The following is a 20,606-nucleotide window of genomic DNA, read 5'->3' as shown; positions in this document are numbered from 1 at the left end:
TTTTTTAAAAATTCTACAACATATTACAACCTATTACAACACAAAAATACAAAATAATCTAAAATATTATTGGTTTTTTGGGGATAAATGGGATTTTAATAGTATTTTTAGGTTATAACAGGTTTAAAATCAGAAGGAAAGTTAGATTATTCCAACCATTTTCAACCTAATAGAAAGCTTTTTATGTGGAAAATAGAAAAAAATGTATGTTTCATCACTAAAAAACGGGGTAAAAGGTTATTGGAGGTGAGAATGAGCATTGATCGAATTTAAAAATGTATCGAAACAATACGAGGGTGGTTTTACCGCCATTCATAATTTAAATTTTACAATTAAAGAAAATGAACTCCTCGTGTTAATTGGGCCAAGTGGTTGTGGAAAAACAACGACCATGAAAATGATTAATCGGATCATTGAACCAACGAACGGTGAAATCACTATTAATGGTGAAAGCATTAAAAATAAGGACCCAGTTGAACTCAGGCGCACAATCGGCTATGTGATTCAACAGATCGGTTTAATGCCACATATGACGATTAGAGAAAATGTTGCCTTAGTACCGAAATTAAAAAAATGGGATGAATCCATGTACAAGGACAAAATAGATGAATTGATGAAAATGGTGGGACTTGACCCTAATGAGATAGGTGACCGATTTCCTGATGAATTATCAGGAGGTCAACAACAGCGTATCGGTGTTATCCGTGCACTAGCTGCCGATCCTGACATTATATTAATGGATGAACCATTTAGCGCATTAGACCCTATTAGTCGTGAACAATTACAAGAGGAATTAGTCAAACTACAACAAGAAATCAAAAAAACAATCGTATTTGTCACCCATGACATGGATGAGGCATTAAAAATTGCCGATCGAATTTGTATTATGAAAGATGGAGAAATCATTCAAATTGATCAACCCGATAAAATTTTAAGGCATCCAGCCAATGAATTTGTTCGACAATTTATTGGTGAGGATCGTTTACAAGACTCCACCATCCTTCCTGAAATTGAACAACTTATGGTTCCTCCAGTCACCGCATATCCTTCACGTGGACTTGCCGAAGCATTAAAAATCATGCGCGATAAACGAGTGGATAATTTACTAATTGTTGATAAGGATAAAAAGTTTTATGGAGTAGTAAATATTTGGAATATGCGTAAAGCATTTGGAGATGAGCAACTTACGCTTAATGATCTTATCCAAAAGGATATTCCAACGATCACACCAGATGAAAATCCAGAAAAAGCATTACTTTTAGTCAACAATTCTCCATATGGATTTGTACCTGTGCTTGATCATGATGATAAAGTAAAAGGAATCATTAACCGATCAAGTATTGTCAAGTTTGTTGCTAATCATTTAAATGACTCATTAGGGGGGATATAGACATTAATCGTTTATGGACTGAAACAAAGGATATTTTTGCAAACCGTTTACCAGAGGTTGGTAGTTTACTAATAGAGCATGTTTACCTATCCTTCCTTTCTATCATTATAGCTATCTTAGTTGCTGTTCCTTTAGGAATTTTCCTAACCCGCCATAAGAAAGCTGCGGATATTATTATCGGAATAACCGCTGCCCTACAAACAATACCAAGTTTGGCATTACTCGTTTTTCTCGTGCCTTTTATCGGAACAGGAAAACCTCCTGCGATTATCGCATTAACCATCTATGGATTACTGCCAATTCTACGCAATACGTATTTAGGAATTATCAATGTCAATAGCAGTACGGTTGAAGCTGGGATCGGAATGGGAATGACTAGTAGACAAGTGCTTTGGAAAATCGAACTTCCCCTTGCTTTAAATGTGATTATGGGTGGTATTCGTACTGCTGCCGTTATGGTTGTAGGAGTAGCAACCATTGCCGGACTGATTGGTGCCGGAGGATTAGGTGATTTGATTTTCCGAGGATTACAGACATATAATTCTGGACTGATTCTTGCTGGTGCCTTACCTTCTGCCTTAATCGCTATTTTATTTGATCTTATTCTCAAGCGATTTGAACAGGCAGCCAAACCAGGTGTAAAGAGAAAAAAACGATCGAAAGCAAGGAAATGGACCGCTATCGCCATTGCTACCGTTTTGATGGTTACCGGAATCACGGTGGGTATTATGAAGGTAGTCAACAGTAAACATACGATTGTGATTACAGGTAAGAGTTTTACAGAACAAGAGATTCTTGTCTATATGTATAAAGAATTAATTGAGGATCGAACCGATCTAAAGGTCGATAAGCAGTCATTTATCAGTGGCTCTGCTGCTGTTTTTCAAGGTTTAAAAAAGGGCGATTATGATATTAGCGTTGAATATACAGGGACAGGATTAATCAATTACTTAAAAGAAGATATTCCGTCCACTGATCCTGACGATGTGTATGAACTTGTAAAAAAGCGATTTAAAGAAAAATATAATATTATCTGGTTGGACCCTATCGGCTTTAATAATACGTACTCTCTTACAATCCGTGAAGAGGATGCTAAAAAATGGAAGATAAAGACCATTTCCGATTTAACTGAAAAAGCTCCTGAACTAACTCTTGCTTCAGAACCAGAGTTTTTAGAACGAGAGGATGGATATCTAGGATTGAAAAAAGCGTACGGCATTGATTTTGGAAAAGTCCAGACGATGGACTCAGGGATCATATACAGCGCAGCCAAAAATCATAAAGCTGATGTCATTGATGCCTATACCACAGACGGAAGAATTCCAGCATTCGGACTCCAAGTTCTTGAGGATGACAAACAAGTCTTTCCTCCCTATAACGCAGTACCCATCGTAAGAGGTGAAATTCTTAACAAACATCCAGAATTAAAAGAAATCCTAAACCTACTCGCAGGAAAAATCAACGACAAAACCATGCAAAAACTAAACGCAGAAGTCGACATCAACCGCAAAACCTACAAAGAAGTAGCCCACCAATTTTTAGTGGACGAGGGATTAATTTAATGGGGGTCAGACCCCCATCCCTTTAAAGCTTTAAAGCAGTGGGGGTCTGACCCCTAAGTGTTTTCCTTACAAACTCATCAAATCTCTCTTCTTCTTCAGAGAATGGATTATGATTACTTTCCGCAAAAATGGTTAGTGATGAGTTGGGAATTAATTCTGCTATTTCTTCACTGAATTTTAATGGGCATTGAGCATCAAATTTCCCACAGTAAATATAGGCTGGTACTTTAACATCTTTCAGCTGGCCGCGTACATCATATGTAGGCGATTCGATGGTACGAAAATACGTCAGCCTGTCACCAACAGTTTTTCCACTGTTGGGTTTTTTCATGGATGCCTGTAGCTTTTCCTCTGAACAATAAGACATTAGCGCCCATTCATAGCTAAGTTTCCTTCGGATCTCAATCGGTGTTGTTGAATCATCCAATTGATCCATGATCTCTATAATTCGACTAAAGTTCGGATTTTGAGAACAATAGATACTATCGGGGTCTGTACCATATTCATAACTGGCAGCTGCTCCACCTACGATAATTTTTGCTAGCGAATGAGGATGTTGAATCGCATATTTTAAAGCGAGCATTCCACCCGTTGAATGACCAGCAAAGCTCCACTGCTGATACTCTAACGATTCCCGAACAGCTTCTAAATCAAGAAGTGTTTCCTCCATACTGTATTCAGACTCATTAGAAGCAATGGCTGAATTTCCAGCCCCTCGCAGATTAATTAAATAAACATGGTAACATGACGTAAAAGGATTGGCAAAAGAATTCCCGCGCTCATCATACGCACTATAAAGATGAGTCACCGCAAGCGGCTTTCCTTCCCCTCTCTCAAAAAGTTCAAAACTCCCCCTCTTTGTATCAACCATTCGTCGAACCCACATCAACAATTCCCCCTTTCCTTTATTAAATTATACTTACTAAGGAAAAACCCTCTTTTTTGGGGTCTGACCCCCAGCACTTTAAAGCTTTAACGCAATGGGGGTCTGACCCCCTAAAAGAAAGCGTTGATCGCAATGACGAGTATAATTACCCCGCTTAAAAAAGTTCCGAATTGTCCTATTGTGAATTTGCCGATGCGAATGTCAGCTAATTTTGTTCCTAGTTTGGTACCTATCCAAATGCTGATGAAGCTGCCTATGGCTGCGGTGAGGGAGATGGCGAATGGCGATAATCCAAGTAAGCCTGCTCCTAATCCATTTGTAAGTGCATTTGCTGATAAGGCGACTCCTAATATTCCAGCCTCCCACCAACTAATGTCACCTGATAGATTTCTTTCTCTATCCACAGCTTCAGGATTTTTCATTATCCCATCAAGGCCATTCCCTTTTTCCCCCGGCTCCTGACTCATTTTAGATTCAGCACTTTTACGTGGAACTGCTAACAATATAATTCGAATCCCAATGACAATCAATAGGAATGAACCTACAATTACAGGAAACATCCCAGGTAAAATATACGATAACCACATTCCAAACGAAATACCTGCAACACTCATCAGAAAACAAATCACTGCGATAAATAAATTAGCACCCACTCCTATTCTTATTTTTCGGATTCCATAAGAAATTCCCACCCCTAAATTGTCTATACTCGATGAGACAGCGAATGCAAATATTACTAACCAAGACATATTAGAAACACTCCTCTTTTTTGACAGGCTCTTTTCCCAAACATTGTTGCTAATGAAGTAATGTATTAATTATTAACTCTCGGTTGTAGATTGCTACATCTTTCATCACTGAGGAAAGAGCGGCAAACTCTATAAGACCGCTGAATTCTTCATTGGAAGTAAAAGCCGGCACTTGGGCTTTTACAAAAGCAACAAACTATACGAAAACAGCCTTACATTAAAAATAGTCTTTAATCATTGACCATTTTTAACATTGTATTTCTCTCATACAATGAAAGTGCCTGTCTCGCTCAACAAGTGTTGAGAAAAGTTCAACAAAAATCAATAAAAAAGTCTGATCCCCACTATTACTCAAATGGGAATCAGACTACACCTTTTATTCTTTTGTTTCTTTGCTTGCAACACTATCATTATCCTGCGATAAAAAATCTTTTAATGCTTGTTTATTTTGATCAACATCAATGCTTAAGACTGCACCCACATCAACATTTTTGTCAACATACGAATCTTGGATTGGGATTCGTAAAGTCTCCATTTTATTATTTTTTCCAGTTAGTAGGCCTTTACCAATAGAAAGGATCGTAGAAGTGTCTACATTCGTGTCAATATACGGATCAGCCACACCAAGTATTTTCGGGAGTTTGACAAGACTTTGTATATTAAACGCCTGTTCCTTAATTTTTGAGATTACTTCTTGCTGTCGTTCCACCCGTCCAAAATCACTTAGACGATCATGCCGAAAACGGACGTATCCTAGAATTTCTTTTCCATGTAATACTTGTTTCCCTGGATGCAATGTCATTCCAATTCCATAAGACATTTCATACGGGATATCAGCCTCAATACCCTTTGGTGCAATTATATCAACAATTTTTGAAAATCCTTCAAAATCGGTAACTGCATAATAATTGACATCTACATCAAAATTCTGTTTGATTGTTTTTCTAACTAACTCAGGTCCTCCATAGGCAAAGGCTGCATTAATTTTTCTCATCCCATGCTCAGGAATTTCTACATATGTATCTCGCATTATTGACGCAAGTTTAAGCTGATTGGTATCTTGATTATACTGGGCAATCATTAATGTATCGGAATTCCCGCGATCCCCACCTCTCGTGTCAGTACCAATCAATAGAATATTAATGACTCCAAATTTCTGCTCAGCACCTTTAAATAAATCGTAGGTAGTGCCATCCTTCTTGAATTTTCCATTCTTTGCCTCAGATAACCCTTGATTATATTGATAGATACAATAACCGATGATCCCTACAATTAATATAACTATCAGCAAAAAGAGATTTCTCAGCCATTTCCTTTTAGTCCTTCTTTCTCTTTTTTTCATGTGTTCCCTCACCTATATCCGAAATTGCAAGAAAGTATAAATCATTTTCCTTGCTTGCATTTTTTAAAATCTATTTTTCTACTATACTATTAGACTTATTTATTCATTGATAATGACTGTATAACGATTTGCACAGCCATCGCATCATCTAGAAACCCAATCGGAAAGATATAATCCGGTATAACATCAACTGGTAAAATAAAAAAAACAAGTGCCGCTCCCATTAATCCAAGTTCATAAGGAGTCCCCATCTTTAAGCGAAATTTCTCATACATAACCTTTAGCTGACTAATAAAAGGACCAATACTACCTACTTTTTGAAGCTTCTCCTCAAATTTATTTAGAATCGTCTCTTTTCCTTCTTCTGTTTGAGAATATTGTTCGTATTTTTTTATATGCTGTTTAACCTTTTCCAAGGAAAATTGTTGGTCATACACATGAGAGGATTGTAGAGCTTGCTCAATACTATCGATGGACTGATGTATATCAGAATTTTGACTCTCCTGTTTTGCAAGCGGAAAACCTGCTGCAACAAATAAATCTGTCATCGGAACCTGAAGACATTCAGCAAATTTTTGTAAATGCTCAGGAGTGGCCTTTCGCTTCCCATTTATAATACGGGAAATGGTAGCTGTATCAATTCTACTCAGCTCACTCAATTTCCTCATAGAAAGGGATTGCTCTTTTAACAATTCTTTTAGTAGTAAACCAAGATGATCGCCCTGTTTTCCTTCAGTCATAAGTTCCTTTCCTTTCTTTCATAAGCTCTAAGCCATACAAAAGCACGTAATCGCATTTTGACTTTATATCAAAAATACAATGGTGTTGACAAATTGTCAACACCATATCATTGAAATATAAGTAACATCCATCATATTGCACGGCTCTTTTTCGTAAAATAAGATATAGACATATTTTTGTAGAGAGATGAAAGAGATTCAAATAAGGACAAAGGGAGTGAAAGGAGATGTCAAATACACAGAATAGCGATCAAAAGCTTGGTCAGTTGATAAAAACAGGATTAAAAGAACAGGCACTCTCCATGAGAAAGCTAAGCTCACTAACGGGAATTGACACCTCGACCATTTCCCGAATTGCAAATAACAAACAGAAAGCAAAACCATCCCACCTACAACAGATTGCCAATCATTTAAAGATTCCACTAAAAACATTAATGCATGCAGCAGGATATGAAGTAGAACATAAGGAAAAAACCTCCTCTTCTGATATGTATACTTCAATCGACACGATACAAGAAGTACTTATTTCTTCCAAATTTTTAGACCAACCCGTTACAATCGAGCAAATCCAACAGGAATTATCTAAGTACGAACAATTCGCCCTTACAAAAGAAGGACAACAAAAAATAGTACAGGAATTTGAAGCAAAAGTTGAACAAGTAATGGGAACAGGGCCTTTTATTATGGAATTAAAAAAAATGTACAAAACCTACTGCGAAGAAACCAATTCAATTGAAAAACGCACCATCCTTGGCAGTGTCCTTTTATACTTTATACTATCCACAGACATCATCCCTGACTACGTATTCCCATTCGGCTACTTAGACGATTGCCTCGCCGTCCAAATCGGCTTAGAACGACTTTCAAAATTGGGGGTCTGACCCCCAGCCCTTTAAAGCGTAAAAGCAATCAAAGAAAAAAGGCCTTGTAGATTACCGATTCATTTACAAGAATTTTTGCTGTTTTATTCACGTGTTGGTTCATGAAAGAATTATTGGGAGGAGACTGTTACACTAAGATTTAAGGTTCTTCCCGTTTCGAGGGGCTTTTTAAGTTGCTTAGTATCGCGGACCATCCATTAATAAAGCCTTCAAAAGTAGTGCCTCTTTTCTCAGAGAAATAAAATGTGTTGCGGACTACAACGGACATTTTTAGATAAAACTAACCTTAAATTGCAACAATATCTGAGAAACGAGTTTAATTAAAGTGAACTAAAAAATATAGTGGGGTCTGACCCCACTAATGAATTGCTCCACCAATTTCTACTATATCCTCTTTCTCGTTTGCTGCTGTGATAGCAGCAATTTCTAAACCACGTACTATGAGATCGAGACTGAGGCTTGGTGCTGTATTGTGAATCGTTTGCTCCGGAAGAAAAGGAATATGAATAAATCCTCCTCGAATATGAGGCGCGTTTTTCGCTAAGTAGTCCATGACTCCATAAAATAGATGATTACAGACAAATGTTCCTGCTGTATTAGAAACAGCGGATGGAACTCCTGCTTTTTTCATATTATGAACGATTCGCTTATTGGGTAAAGTTGACCAATAAGCAACAGGACCATCTTCAATAATTGTTTCATCGATAGGCTGGTTAGCTTTATTATCAGGAATTCGTGCATCATCGATATTAATAGCTACTCGCTCAGGGGTCACTTGTGTACGACCACCTGCTTGACCAACACAAATCACAACATCCGGTTGGTGTACTCCAATTGCTTGAGTCACTACTTTAATGGATTCATGAAAAACAGTGGGTACTTCTTGTGTCACAATGGTGACATCATCAATAATTTTTCCTTCTAATTGTTTAACTGCCTCAAGCGCCGGATTAATTTGATCCTCCCCAAAAGGATCAAAGCCAGTTACTAGTACTTTCTTTGCCATCCTATATCCCCTCCTATTTAATTAGAAAATACATTAAAACAATATTAAATGCTAGAACAAACAATGCTGTTGGTACTTGAACACGAATAACATGATTTTTATTTTTTAAATCTAATAAAGCAGCAGGTACAATATTAAAATTAGCTGCCATTGGTGTCATCAACGTACCACAATACCCCGCAAACATTGAGATAGCAGCAATCTGATTCGGATTCGCATCAAACTTTGTAATCAGAAATGGGATGGCAATTCCAGCTGCCATGACTGGGAAGGCAGCAAAGGCATTCCCCATAATCATTGTAAATAGCGCCATTCCGATACAAAATACGACGACGACCCAGATTAAAGAATTTTCAGGAATGACCTTCGTCACCACATCAGACACAACAGTGCCGACTCCCGCTTTTGTAAAAATAGTTCCTAATGTTGCCAATAGCTGTGGTAAGACAACAGCCCATCCAACTGCCTCCAGCAGACGGCGAGATTCTTTCACTGCTGTTTTAGGAGTACTTTTTGTCAATAGCAGCGCAGCAATGATCGCAATAATACAAGCGAGACCGAGCGCAACTAATGTTGGATTTGATGGATCAAGCAATTGTTTAGAGCCAATCTTCACCTTATCGAATACTTTTGAACCAATTACCGTACCAACAGGAATAAGTAAAGCCGGGAGAAAAAGCCAGCTTCCTAAACGTTTGCGGCGTATTTCTCTTTCTTGTTCTGTCGCTTCGCCGTACTCTCCCTTCCGAAGACCACCAATACCAACAATCACAACCATTACGATAACAATAAGACCAATATAAAAGGGTGGAATGACTTTTCCAAATAATAGAGTAATTGAATAAAGAAAATAGAATAAGCCTGACTGTATTCGTTTTGGATTAGCTTTGTCAGAAAAAGTATACAAAGAACAACAGATTCCTATAATACCCATTACAATATAAATAAACTCAACTGAAAAAATCATACGTTCACATCCTTCTTGCTGCCTGAATCAACTTTCTTCATTTTTGAACCTAACTTGCGATCTAGCTTTTTATCAAATAGATAGAGTCTTATAGAGTGGACAATGAATGCAAAAATGGCGGTAGGTATTCCCCATAGCGCCATTGATATCGGGTCCGCATCAATGCCATTTTGATCAAAAAATCCTTTCATTAATAAAATTGCACCGACGGCGACAAATATATCTTCACCGAAGAAGAGTCCAATATTATCTGCAGCGGCAGCTTGTGCACGAATTTCCTCGCGATCTTCTTCAGGCACCTCACCATATTTCGCCTCTGCAGCTCCTTCTGCCATTGGTGCTATAAGTGGGCGGACAGTTTGAGGATGGCCACCAATACTATTTAATCCAAGAGCAGCTCCTACTTCACGAATAAGTAAATAGATATTTAAAATTCGCCCTACAGTTACTGCTTTAATTTTTGAAACAAGATGCCCTGCTTGATTCTGTAATCCACTTCTTTCAAGAAGACCGATGACAGGAAGTGTGACGATTAAAATCGACATATAGCGATTCGTAGTAAATGCCTCACCAAATTGTGTAATGATTTCATTTATCGGAAGCCCAGCAATTAATCCTGTTACTAAACCCGAAACGGTCACAACAACAAGTGAATTCAACCTAAAGGCAAATCCAATAATGATTAAGGCAACTCCTATTAATACCATATAATCCCTTCTCTCTAGATGTTTAAGTATTTCAAAATATTATTCTAGTATATATATTTACTAATGTTAGAATTGTATCACAAATCAAATCAATCTGAAAAGAGTATTTTTTAATTTTTTCATTTCCAAAAAAGTGATGTTATTCAATGTAAATAGGCATATTCTTCTTATCATTTTATCTTAGTTGACAAATTAGATTAAAAAACTTGAATTGTTAAAAGGTTATAAATATTATATTATAAAAGAAAAGTATAAAAGATTATGGAGGGGACAGTTCCAATGGAATATCACTTACATCCTATGGGAGAGAACGCAGTCATCATTGAATTGGGACAAGAGATGAATACGCTAACCCATGAAAAAGTTCAGGTCCTTTCTGCGTATTTTGAGGATCATCTATTAGATTGGGTAGAAGAGTATGTCCCAGCCTTTACAACGGTGACTGTTTACTATGACCCTTTTAAACTCACATCTGCATTAAGACAATCAACAGAACTTCCATCCACATATGTTTGCCGTCAGCTGGAGTCTCTTCTTTCAAAACTATCGTTAGGAGTGGAAAAAGAGCCAAGGATAGTAGATATTCCTGTATGCTATGGAGGAGAATTAGGTCCTGACCTTGAGACCGTTGCGCGATTGAATGACTTAACAACTGAAGAAGTGATTCACATCCACTCAACTGGGGACTATATTGTTTACATGATCGGTTTCGCACCGGGTTTCCCTTATATTGGGGGAATGTCCGAAAAAATAGCTGCCCCACGGCTCGCTTCCCCCCGATTAAGAATACCTGAAAGATCAGTAGGAATTGCCGGTAAACAAACAGGTATCTATCCAATTGAAACCCCGGGAGGCTGGCAGTTAATTGGGAGGACCCCTATTCATTTATTTCGCCCAAACGATGAATCTCCGAGTCTATTAAAGGCGGGAGATAAAATTCGCTTTACTCCTATTAGTTATAAGGAATACTTGGAATGGGAGGATGCTGCTAAATGATCACTATTAAAAAGCCCGGACTCTTAACAACCATACAGGATTTAGGTAGACATGGTTTCCAACGGTATGGTGTAATCGCTGGCGGTGCGATGGATACCTTTGCTCATCGAATCGCTAATTTTTTAGTTGGAAATGAGGAAAATGCCCCTACCATCGAAATAACCATGCTGGGGCCAGTAATTGAATTTGATGAGAATGCTCTAATTTCTATTTGCGGTGGTGATCTTTCCCCTATGATTAATGGAAAGCCTGTTCGATCTTGGCGAACGATCTTCGTAAAAAAAGGGAGCGAACTTCGCTTCGGCTCACTAAAGTCTGGTTGTCGGGCAAATCTTGCTATCGCCGGGGGACTTTCAATTCCAAGCATCATGGGAAGTAAATCAACCTACTTAAGGGCAGGAATCGGGGGTTTTCATGGGCGTTCATTACAAATGGGTGATCAAATTCCTTTTGGTCTACCAAATGAAATTTCTGCAAAAATCATGTGTGAATTGGATGCACATTGTCAACATTTTTTTGAAATGGAATGGTCTGTCACATCTGAACTAATCCCAAACAATAAAAAGTCTGCTTCTATTCGAGTCATAAAAGGACGGCAATACCATTTATTTACGGAAGATAGCAGGAAGAATTTTTTCTCAAATACATTTGAAGTGACGACCCAATCAGATCGCATGGGGTATCGTTTAAAAGGAGAACCATTATCTTTGGAGCATGCCCAAGAAATCTTATCGGAAGCTGTCAATTTCGGTACGATCCAAGTTCCTTCAGATGGCAACCCCATTATTTTATTAGCTGATAGACAAACAACTGGTGGTTATCCAAAAATCGGACAGGTCGCTTCTGTCGATTTACCACGATTAGCACAGATGAAACCAGGGGATCAGCTTCGATTTTCTGAAATAACAAATGAACAAGCTTTTCATCTTCTAATAGAAAAGGAAAAAGAAATACAACAACTTAAAAAAGGAATTTTACTTAAATTTAGAGAGGTGGTATAAACATGTCTATGATTGATTTAAATTGTGATATGGGAGAGAGCTTTGGAGCTTACAAAATGGGAACAGATGAGGAAATTCTTAATTATATTACTTCTGCCAATATTGCTTGTGGGTTCCATGCAGGAGACCCCACTACAATGAGAAAAACAGTGACGATGGCTTTGGAACGCAATGTAGGGATTGGCGTTCATCCTGGTTTGCCAGATTTAGTAGGCTTCGGTAGAAGAACGATGGATATTTCTCCTCAAGAAGCCTATGATCTGATTGTCTATCAAATTGGCGCCGTTTATGCTTTTACCAAAGCTGAAGGCGGAAAACTTCAACATGTAAAACCTCATGGTGCCCTATATAATATGGCTGCAAAAAGTCCATCTTTATCCGAGGCCATCGCTGAAGCAATCTATAAAGTTGATCCTGAATTGATTCTTTTTGGATTAGCGGGGGGAGAGCTCGTTAAAGCTGGAAAGAAAATTGGTCTTCGATCCGCAAGTGAAGTATTTTCGGACAGAACCTACCAAGAAGACGGTTCCTTAACATCTAGACGAGAAAAAAATGCGCTAATCCACGATCAAGAAGTAGCAGTAAACCAAGTCATTCGCATGGTGAAAGAAGGAAAAGTAAAATCACTACAAGGAGTCGACGTATCTATCCAAGCCCACACCGTATGCATTCACGGCGACGGCCAAAACGCATTACAATTTGCCAAATACATCTCCACCTCCCTCCAAAACGCAGGAATCACCATAGCTAAAATCAGTAACTTCTTGGGGGTCTGACCCCCACTTCTTTAAAGTGATAAAGTGATTTTAATAGATCTTTTTTTATCTCAACGTACTTACGGTAATTTTCTTTTTGTGGGTGAGAAAAGTAGGATAATATTTTACTAGTGGTGACATGCGGATTTGTATTATTTGAAGTGTAAGCTGCATAGCTGCTCCAACGATAATCTTCAGGGGAGTGAACTATTTTCGCATCAACAGGATTTAAATGGATATATCTGCTCACCTCTAATTGGTAAACGATCGAATCAATGATTTCTGAACCATAGCGCCCTTGAAAAACATGTCCTACAAGTTCATGACGCTTATTAAAATAAATGGCATATCTGGAATTGAGCATTTGCATTATATGCTGGGGATGATGCTTGATGGTTTCTAATTGGAGATGAATATGATTGGTCATGAGGCAATATGAGTGAAGAATAAATGGATAATAACCTCGAACTTCTTCTAATAGTTTTAAATAAACCACTCGATCTTTATTATCATAAAATAATGCAGATTGTCGGTTCCCCCTACTCGTAATATGGTACATCGCCCCTTCAAACCAAATACGAGGCTTTCTAGCCACTCTTTTCCACTTCCTTTCTTATTTTCATACTTAGAAATATTCGATAGAATTAGCTAATATCCTTCTTAAAATTCGAGTAATTAAACGAATGCCGTTATTAATATAAAAAAACCTGTAGATCGCAACTTCCTACAGGTTTCTTTAGCACTTTAAATCAGTGGGGGTCTGACCCCCTAATTTCCATTTTTCTTATCAATTGTTTCACTGATTTTTTTGTTTCCTTCATCGACGAATTTTCTCCATTCATCGTTTCCGTTATCTACGCTTTCTCTCCACATGAGGTTGCCTGTGTCAACGGCATATCGCCATTTTTCATTTCCATAATCGACTATCTCAGAAAATAGTTGGCGAGTAGGATGATCATAATCATCAAATCTTTCTTTTAAATATTCCCTTGCTAGTTTCATCCGTTCTTTTTCACGTGTACTTTTTTCCTTCATACTTTCTTTTGTACGTTGAGCTAATGCTTTTTTCTCTTCTTTTATTTCTAATGCCTTTGCTTTTCCTTCTTCCTTCCAATCCAGCCATGCCTGCTGGATTTCTTCATATTGGGCTCTTAAATACCTTTTCAAATCACGTTCAGATTGCACATACGTAAATTCACCATTTCCAGCACTTGCAACATTTTTCAATAATTTTTGTCCTTCATTATCTACGTCAAACCCAATAATATTCACAACAGTTTGAATATCAGATGTAACTAAATCCTTTGCCGCCTTTACTGGATCACCATTACAAGTCTCAATCCCATCGCTTACTACGTATACAATCATATCATCTGTATTTTCTGGAATGTCCTCTTTTACCTTTTCTAATGCGAGAGCAATAGGCGTCCAGCCTGCAGGTTTTACTTTATTTAATGACCGGCTAAATTTTGCCTTTTCAAAACGCCCACTATACAAATTTTCCGAACTGCTACATGACATTTTTTTATCTGAATCACTTCCAGAACCTTTATGACCATACACACGCATGGAAATAGTTGCGTTCTCCGGAATTTGTTCAGCAAATTCAAGAACAGCCTCCTTTGCTACTTGCATTCTTGTTTTACCTCCAACAGAGGCATTCATACTACCACTAGCATCTATTAAAATTGCATAATGTGCCGTCCTCATACCAGGTATGTTCACTGTCTCATCTGGTCTCTCAACAGAAACATCAACATTTGAATTAAAGTTAAGTAATGTTTCCATTTCTTTATGATAATCCTCTGTTAATAAAAACTTTAACTCCTCCATATACTCTTCCTTCGTTAAATCCTCAGGCAATTGATCTAGTGCTTCTTTAACTTTTTCCTCATCATATTGATCGCCGCTATACTTCCCAGGATATCGCAATAACTCTTTTTCCATCTCTGATAACTCACGATCAGGCATCTTAATGTCAAAATATTTTACTTCCTTTGGTTTATATTCCTTTGCTAATTTTTCTTCTTGCTTCGGTTCGGCGGATTGTTTTTTCCCTTTCTCTGCCTCCTGCTGTTGCGAAGCATCCTTCGAACATGCAGCTAACAATAAAGTTAATAACATCATCCCATAAAAAAATTTCTTCATAGTAAATGTCCCCTTTATTTTCCCATATAGAAAAATGGATATATACCACCATCATACCTATTTAATGTAAATTATAGTAATGGTCTAAATGCCTATGAAGAAAGAACTAAGGGGTCAGACCCCCACCGCTTTAAAGTAGTGGGGGTCTGACCCCTTTTGGTATAATTATCCTCGTACAAGGAGGGATGCTTTATGTTTTTCATTAACCTGTTTAAAGGTTGGTTTTTGAGGGGTTGGTTTTTCTTTGATCTTGTAGTGGGGATTCTTTATTTTATATTGTTTATATTAATCTCCTTTTGGCTATACCGAATGGTAAAAAATAAACTGGCTGGTAAAGGAAGTTTTAGGCGTGGATTTTCTGTATTAGGGATCATGCTTATTATCTATATTATGATTGGATGTTTTGTCCTATTAATTTTTAATGGGGCTGGTCGTCATGTTGATGTCAAAGCCGAATCTCCGACATTAACTATACAAAAAAATGGGAAATCCTTAGTTGTAAACAAGGTTTCCGTAAAAGTCCCCAATGGACAATCGAATGGCATTTCGACTAGTGTATCATCCTTTGAATTTATTGCCGTCAATAGCGATACAGGAAAAAAAGAATGGACAAAAAAATCAAACTGGCAAGACTATGTACTTGGTCAAACCAATAATGAAATGATTGTCATAAATCCAAAGAAAAAGAAGCTTTCCTTTATAGACCTATTGACCGGAAAAGAAACGATGACAGAACAAGAACTCTATCAAAAAGTTCCTGAATTAAAAGGTAATTTAAGTTATGATTTTACTGATTATTTTATCGATAAAAAGGAAGATATGTACATCTACGGGTTAGATAATCACTATTACAAACTGGATCTACAAAACTATACTTTAAAGGAAGACGACAGTTATAAAAAAATTGTTAATGATCATACATTCGATCATTCATTTTTTCTAAAAGGAAGTTTGCCTGTGTTTTCCGCCAATGAGAATGATCAAAAAGAACTTATGAATACTTTAAATGAAATCAATACACATTTTATTAATCCATCAATCTTAGCTTATGATTCAAAAGAATCCATTGCCTATATTTCGTATCAAACAAAACGGAATGAACAGTCACTTACCCTTTCAAAAGTGAACCTTCAAAGTAAAACAATAAATTGGTCGACAACTGTCGAAACCAATGATGAAGTCATGGGATATATCGAGAATAATGATCTATTTATACAAAGCGCTGGAAATCTCTATCGCATTTCACTAAAAGACGGTAAGCTACACTTCAAATATGAATATCTTTGGAATAAGTCCGTGTGAAACGAGTGATACTTTTACACATTAAAGCAGTGGGGGTCTGACCCCCACTGCTTTAATGTGTACTACAACCATTTTTCATGATCTTAGCAATCTATCAAAAAATGATTATTCCAATAATCCCCGCGAATAATATAACAAGAGTTGGATGTATTTTGAAATAGGACAGGCCCACTAATGATGCAAGAAAGAGGAGAAATAAACTGACCATATGCCAAGATATATGGAGTGATATCACGCCGTTTTCTATAGCAAAATGAATGGCTGCATAAATAATCAGGCTTGTTACAATCGGGCGCAATCCATAAAATGCAGATTGCACAAGTTTATTTTGATTAATTTTATAAAAAAACAGAGCAATGATTAATACAAAAATAATCGATGGAAGAGTGATGGCGATTGAGGATACGATTGCCCCAGGAATTCCTGCAATCTTATAACCAACCGCTGTGGCACTGTTTGATGCAATGGATCCTGGTGTCATTCCCGCAAGAGCAACGATGTCGGTATATTCTGTTGTGGTTAACCATGCTTTTTTTGTTACCTCTGCCCCTATTACTGGGATCATTGCGTAACCCCCACCAAATGAAACGGCTCCAATTAATAGGAATAGGGTAAATAATGAAAATAACATAGTATTCCTCCTACGTCCTCATTTCCTCATTCGTTACGTCATATATAGATTCTTTTTCTTGATTGTGGTCTAATCGAACCGGTATATTCATTAATTCCTTGACTTTTACAATCATAATTCCCAATAATGCACCTGTAACAATAACAAAAATAGGATGCCAATGGAATACAAGCATCATAATGACCATCACAATCATTAAAATGAAGGTAGATTTATCAAGAATAGAAGTTCGTGCAATTTTGATTGCCGCATAAGCTATCAAAGCTACAACTGCTGCTCTGATCCCTAAAAACGCTGCTTTTACATGAGGATTTCCTTCAAAAGAAACAAAAATAATGTTAAGAAGCATCACTATGAGAAAGGTTGGAAGTAGAACTCCAATCATTGCAGCAATTGCTCCACGTACCCCTGCAATCTTATGGCCAATAAATGTGGCTGCATTCACTGCGATTGCACCGGGAGCCGTACCAGAAAGGGCAAACATATCAGACACTTCTTCAATTTCTACCCATTTCCTCTTTTTCACCACTTCCCTTTCAATTAAAGGAATCATGGCATAGCCGCCTCCAAATGTAACTGGTCCAATTTTAAAAAACACCCAGAACAATTGAAAAAGTAAGGACCAATTTTTTTTCATCCAATCCCAGCTTTCTATTTTCATTTTACTATCCACATGTTATCACACTTTTGACCAAAATGGACAAAAGTGTCCAAATAATATCCTACATACTTTATTCATTAAAAAATTGATCAAATACGAATATAGCAGCTCCTAAACATGTTGCCTTCTCCCCAAATGCTCCCTTTTTAATGCTAATTTCCTTCATACATGTATGGTTTCTCGCCACTCGCACTACCTCTTCATAATACTTACGATCATGATAAATTAATTTACCATGCAGTAATACAGTATCAGGGTGCAAAGCATTGATCATATTTGCAATTCCGATTCCATAATAACGTGCTGACTCTAAAATGATCTCCTTCACAGCAGGATCCTTACTATTTAATAATTGATCCAAAGAAGCAGAAATTCCTTTCTCTTTCATCCTGTCAAACAACGCACCGAAAGTTACATACGAGCTTAAACATCCCATATTCCCACATAAGCACGGTCTACCATCTGCTTGAATCGTTATATGTTCGAATGTGCTTGCCGCTCCTTGTGTATTATAGAATAATTGGCCCTCCTTAATAAATCCGCAGCGTATACCGTAGCCACTTATACAATATAATAGACTTTCTCCCTGTAATGATTGATTTGCGTGATACTCAGCTAGAGCGGCTGTATTAGCCCCATTATTCAGAACAACTGGAACATCAAAATGACCCTTAAGCATGCTCACAATAGGGATATTGAGCCAACCCTTTGCTGGAAATGCACTAGGATTGATTATTACTCCATTTTTTCGATCAATTGGACCCACTGCCCCAATTCCAATCCCTAACAATGGATCGACACGATACTGTGTTAAAAGATGTTCAATTCCTTCTATAATTAATTTAGTGGTCACTTCAGGTGTATGTTTATTTGTAATCATAAACTGATCTGCTCCGACCGGTTTAAAGCTCAAATCAAATAACATGATTCCCACATGCGTTCTCGCAATTTCAACTCCCACTAAGTACCCAGCATCAGGGACTACCTCATAAAGAACAGATGGTCTTCCACCATTTGATTCAGAAACGCCACATTCCCGAATTAGCTTCCTTTTTACCAGCTCTGCAACCATCCGGGTCATCGTCGTATTAGGTACATGAAATCGATGAAGCAACTCTACTTTTGAGATGGAATCCTTTTTATGTATCAGCTTGTACAAAGCTTTTTTTACTTGATTCTTTTCACTAACATCATTAAAAAAATCCCTAGTCAACATTTTCAACTCCTCAAAACTAAAAAGGATGATTTTATGGTTCTTAATAAATATACCATCTTCATATATAAATGAAATGACTGGGATCTATATTATTCTTTTTAATGGTAGCTATGTATACTTGCCGAATCCAATTTAAGATCATCTTTCATCCAGTTTCATTGCTTTTTTACTCCTTCTAAAATATCCTTTATGACTGTGATACAGAAGAATAGAGATAATGAGTAGGGCGGAGGCAATCCAAATAGCTCGATCCCCTATATGCATAGTCAAATATGTTCCTGTTAATGCACCAAGGAGAAAACAAAGAATAATTGAAATGAATTCTTTAAACTGGTTTTTCGCTTCCTGATCACGTTCAACGATTGCTGAGTATGCTGCTTGTGTTGCAGTACGAAGATTTCCTGTAGTTACTGTCGAATTATAGTTCCATTTATCCAGCTTATTAAATGTGGAAATCTGCATCGATGAGACAAATGCGATACATACGGTTACAACCATATTGGGTACACTTTCAGGCAATGCTCCAACGATGAATAGAACGATACATTCCAAAATTAGAACAAAGCGTCGATAACTATACACGATTGCCCGTACGCGTGGAATCTTAACCGTTTCAGCCACTAAAACACCGAGAATAAAAGCTAGAATAGGGGGAATAAATCGAACCGTCTCCTTCCACTCCCCTTGTGCAGCCCTTATCCCCAAAAGAACCATATTTCCCGTCTGAGCATTCGCAAAAACCCCATCCCTACTCACATACGTATAAGCATCCAAAAACCCACCAACAATCGCCAGCAAAATCCCTAAAAAAACCGAATTCGACGACAACGATGGAATCATCCTTCTTTTATTTTTCATTATCTTCTCCTATTTGGGGGTCAGACCCCCACCGTTTTAACGTATTAAAGTAGTGGGGGTCTGACCCCCTCATACACAAATACTTATAATCGTTAATATACTATAGTAGTGTTTTCACATAAGTAGCTGTTGCAACTAGTTTACATATCTGATCAGGTCACTTGAAAACATGGAAGATTGAATTAAATATGTAAACGAGGTGTGTTAAGGTGTATTTTTTTTCTAAAGTGAATGATATGCTGCAAGTTTATCAAACTGCTTACCGACGCGTATCTAAGCTTAAGCAGTTACTATTAATTTCTCTATTTTCCATCATTACTTCAATATTGCAATCTGCTGGTGGTTTTATACCAGGAGTCGGTTATTTTATTAGCCCTTTCGCAACAGCTCCCATTCTTTTTTGTTCCATGCTCAACATCCCTTTTGGATGGTGGACATATTTATTCACCAATTTATTACTTCTATTCCTTCAGCCCAGTGAACTTGTCATTTTCCCTTTTACCACCGGATTATTAGGACTTGGTTTGGGAATTGCTTTTAATCTCTTTGCCAAACGATTAAGCATCATCTTCTTTGGCGCATGTTCCTTAACTATTGGCATTTGTTTACTACTATATGTGTTTAATTTCCCCGTTCTCGGACCCGCCATTTCTCATATTATGTCTATTTATACTGGCATTTGTATCTTCATTTTTTCTTTCTTATATAGTTGGTTATGGATGGAGATTGGGTTAATGATGGTGAAAAAATTTCCGAACTCAATGATTTAAACTTTAACGCTTTAAAGAAGTGGGGGTCTGACCCCTCG

At 37.4% G+C, this 20,606-nt stretch carries 21 protein-coding genes; 8 read left to right on the top strand and 13 right to left on the bottom strand.

Going from position 1 to position 20,606, the window contains the following annotated elements; all coding sequences use genetic code 11:
• Positions 1–259: 259 nt before the first annotated feature.
• Positions 260–1,390, top strand: coding sequence for an ABC transporter ATP-binding protein (locus tag NST63_RS04310; RefSeq protein WP_071974819.1), 1,131 nt, complete (start codon positions 260–262; stop codon positions 1,388–1,390).
• Positions 1,375–2,952, top strand: a complete 1,578-nt coding sequence (locus tag NST63_RS04305) for a glycine betaine ABC transporter substrate-binding protein (protein ID WP_306420388.1) — start codon at positions 1,375–1,377, stop codon at positions 2,950–2,952. The genes NST63_RS04310 and NST63_RS04305 overlap by 16 nt, the downstream gene beginning before the upstream one ends.
• 22 nt (positions 2,953–2,974) lie before the next feature.
• On the opposite strand, the gene NST63_RS04300 is transcribed toward NST63_RS04305, so the two are convergent.
• The 4 genes from NST63_RS04300 to NST63_RS04285 form a co-directional block, all read right to left on the bottom strand.
• Entirely contained in the window at positions 2,975–3,838 is an 864-nt protein-coding gene (locus NST63_RS04300; RefSeq protein WP_212945535.1) for an alpha/beta fold hydrolase, read from the bottom strand.
• Positions 3,839–3,948: 110 nt separating this feature from the next.
• The gene (gene ytaF, locus NST63_RS04295) at positions 3,949–4,587 is read right to left on the bottom strand and encodes a sporulation membrane protein YtaF (RefSeq protein ID WP_436580489.1); all 639 of its coding nucleotides are present in this window, start codon (positions 4,585–4,587) and stop codon (positions 3,949–3,951) included.
• A 376-nt stretch (positions 4,588–4,963) separates the two neighbouring features.
• Positions 4,964–5,929, bottom strand: coding sequence for an LCP family protein (locus NST63_RS04290; RefSeq protein ID WP_341041377.1), 966 nt, complete (start codon positions 5,927–5,929; stop codon positions 4,964–4,966).
• A 95-nt stretch (positions 5,930–6,024) separates the two neighbouring features.
• Positions 6,025–6,669, bottom strand: coding sequence for a helix-turn-helix domain-containing protein (locus NST63_RS04285; RefSeq protein WP_341041376.1), 645 nt, complete (start codon positions 6,667–6,669; stop codon positions 6,025–6,027).
• A 227-nt stretch (positions 6,670–6,896) separates the two neighbouring features.
• Here NST63_RS04285 and NST63_RS04280 point away from each other — a divergent pair, with 227 nt between their 5' ends.
• A complete protein-coding gene (locus NST63_RS04280; RefSeq protein ID WP_212945532.1) occupies positions 6,897–7,550 on the top strand; it encodes a DUF1232 domain-containing protein in 654 nt (217 codons plus the stop codon).
• A gap of 358 nt (positions 7,551–7,908) precedes the next feature.
• Here the strand turns inward: NST63_RS04280 and pcp are convergent, their stop codons facing one another.
• The 3 genes from pcp to NST63_RS04265 are packed head-to-tail and all read right to left on the bottom strand — an operon-like array spanning position 7,909 to position 10,230.
• Entirely contained in the window at positions 7,909–8,556 is a 648-nt protein-coding gene (gene pcp / locus NST63_RS04275; protein WP_071974812.1) for a pyroglutamyl-peptidase I, read from the bottom strand.
• A gap of 13 nt (positions 8,557–8,569) precedes the next feature.
• Positions 8,570–9,523, bottom strand: coding sequence for a DUF979 domain-containing protein (locus tag NST63_RS04270; RefSeq protein WP_058004693.1), 954 nt, complete (start codon positions 9,521–9,523; stop codon positions 8,570–8,572).
• The gene (locus tag NST63_RS04265) at positions 9,520–10,230 is read right to left on the bottom strand and encodes a DUF969 domain-containing protein (protein ID WP_341041374.1); all 711 of its coding nucleotides are present in this window, start codon (positions 10,228–10,230) and stop codon (positions 9,520–9,522) included. Before NST63_RS04265 ends, NST63_RS04270 begins: the two co-directional genes overlap by 4 nt.
• A gap of 279 nt (positions 10,231–10,509) precedes the next feature.
• Between NST63_RS04265 and pxpB the strand changes: the two genes are divergently transcribed.
• The 3 genes from pxpB to NST63_RS04250 are packed head-to-tail and all read left to right on the top strand — an operon-like array spanning position 10,510 to position 13,003.
• Complete coding sequence (gene pxpB / locus NST63_RS04260) at positions 10,510–11,226, top strand: 5-oxoprolinase subunit PxpB (RefSeq protein WP_212945531.1); 717 nt, start codon at positions 10,510–10,512, stop codon at positions 11,224–11,226.
• Positions 11,223–12,227 (top strand): 5-oxoprolinase subunit C family protein, encoded by a 1,005-nt coding sequence (locus NST63_RS04255; RefSeq protein WP_341041372.1) that lies wholly within the window; start codon positions 11,223–11,225, stop codon positions 12,225–12,227. The genes pxpB and NST63_RS04255 overlap by 4 nt, the downstream gene beginning before the upstream one ends.
• A 2-nt stretch (positions 12,228–12,229) precedes the next feature.
• A complete protein-coding gene (locus NST63_RS04250) occupies positions 12,230–13,003 on the top strand; it encodes a LamB/YcsF family protein (protein ID WP_341041371.1) in 774 nt (257 codons plus the stop codon).
• On the opposite strand, the gene NST63_RS04245 is transcribed toward NST63_RS04250, so the two are convergent.
• A complete protein-coding gene (locus NST63_RS04245; RefSeq protein WP_341041370.1) occupies positions 12,981–13,577 on the bottom strand; it encodes a transposase in 597 nt (198 codons plus the stop codon). The two genes, NST63_RS04250 and NST63_RS04245, sit on opposite strands and share 23 nt — an antisense overlap.
• Positions 13,578–13,750: 173 nt before the next feature.
• The gene (locus NST63_RS04240; RefSeq protein ID WP_341041369.1) at positions 13,751–15,130 is read right to left on the bottom strand and encodes a VWA domain-containing protein; all 1,380 of its coding nucleotides are present in this window, start codon (positions 15,128–15,130) and stop codon (positions 13,751–13,753) included.
• Between the two features lie 192 nt (positions 15,131–15,322).
• Between NST63_RS04240 and NST63_RS04235 the strand changes: the two genes are divergently transcribed.
• Entirely contained in the window at positions 15,323–16,432 is a 1,110-nt protein-coding gene (locus NST63_RS04235; protein WP_341041368.1) for a DUF4199 domain-containing protein, read from the top strand.
• Between the two features lie 94 nt (positions 16,433–16,526).
• Here NST63_RS04235 and NST63_RS04230 read toward each other — a convergent pair whose 3' ends face one another.
• The 4 genes from NST63_RS04230 to NST63_RS04215 form a co-directional block, all read right to left on the bottom strand.
• Positions 16,527–17,063 carry a chromate transporter gene (locus tag NST63_RS04230; protein WP_341041367.1) on the bottom strand — a complete coding sequence of 179 codons (537 nt, stop codon included), beginning with the start codon at positions 17,061–17,063 and terminating at the stop codon, positions 16,527–16,529.
• A gap of 10 nt (positions 17,064–17,073) precedes the next feature.
• On the bottom strand, positions 17,074–17,724 hold the full coding sequence (locus tag NST63_RS04225) for a chromate transporter (RefSeq protein WP_341041366.1): 651 nt from the start codon (positions 17,722–17,724) through the stop codon (positions 17,074–17,076).
• A 70-nt stretch (positions 17,725–17,794) separates the two neighbouring features.
• Positions 17,795–18,937: an ROK family protein gene (locus NST63_RS04220; RefSeq protein ID WP_341041365.1), complete on the bottom strand. Its 1,143-nt coding sequence runs from the start codon at positions 18,935–18,937 to the stop codon at positions 17,795–17,797.
• 141 nt (positions 18,938–19,078) lie between these two features.
• Positions 19,079–19,798: a YoaK family protein gene (locus NST63_RS04215; RefSeq protein WP_071974800.1), complete on the bottom strand. Its 720-nt coding sequence runs from the start codon at positions 19,796–19,798 to the stop codon at positions 19,079–19,081.
• Positions 19,799–20,007: 209 nt separating this feature from the next.
• Between NST63_RS04215 and NST63_RS04210 the strand changes: the two genes are divergently transcribed.
• Positions 20,008–20,568 (top strand): hypothetical protein, encoded by a 561-nt coding sequence (locus tag NST63_RS04210; RefSeq protein ID WP_071974799.1) that lies wholly within the window; start codon positions 20,008–20,010, stop codon positions 20,566–20,568.
• Positions 20,569–20,606: the final 38 nt, after the last annotated feature.

This window comes from Heyndrickxia sp. FSL W8-0496, from assembly GCF_038007825.1.
GTDB classification, from domain to species: domain Bacteria; phylum Bacillota; class Bacilli; order Bacillales; family Bacillaceae_C; genus Heyndrickxia; species Heyndrickxia oleronia.
The sequence above is the reverse complement of the archived record's forward strand: the minus strand, read 5'-3'. Positions and strand labels throughout refer to the sequence as shown.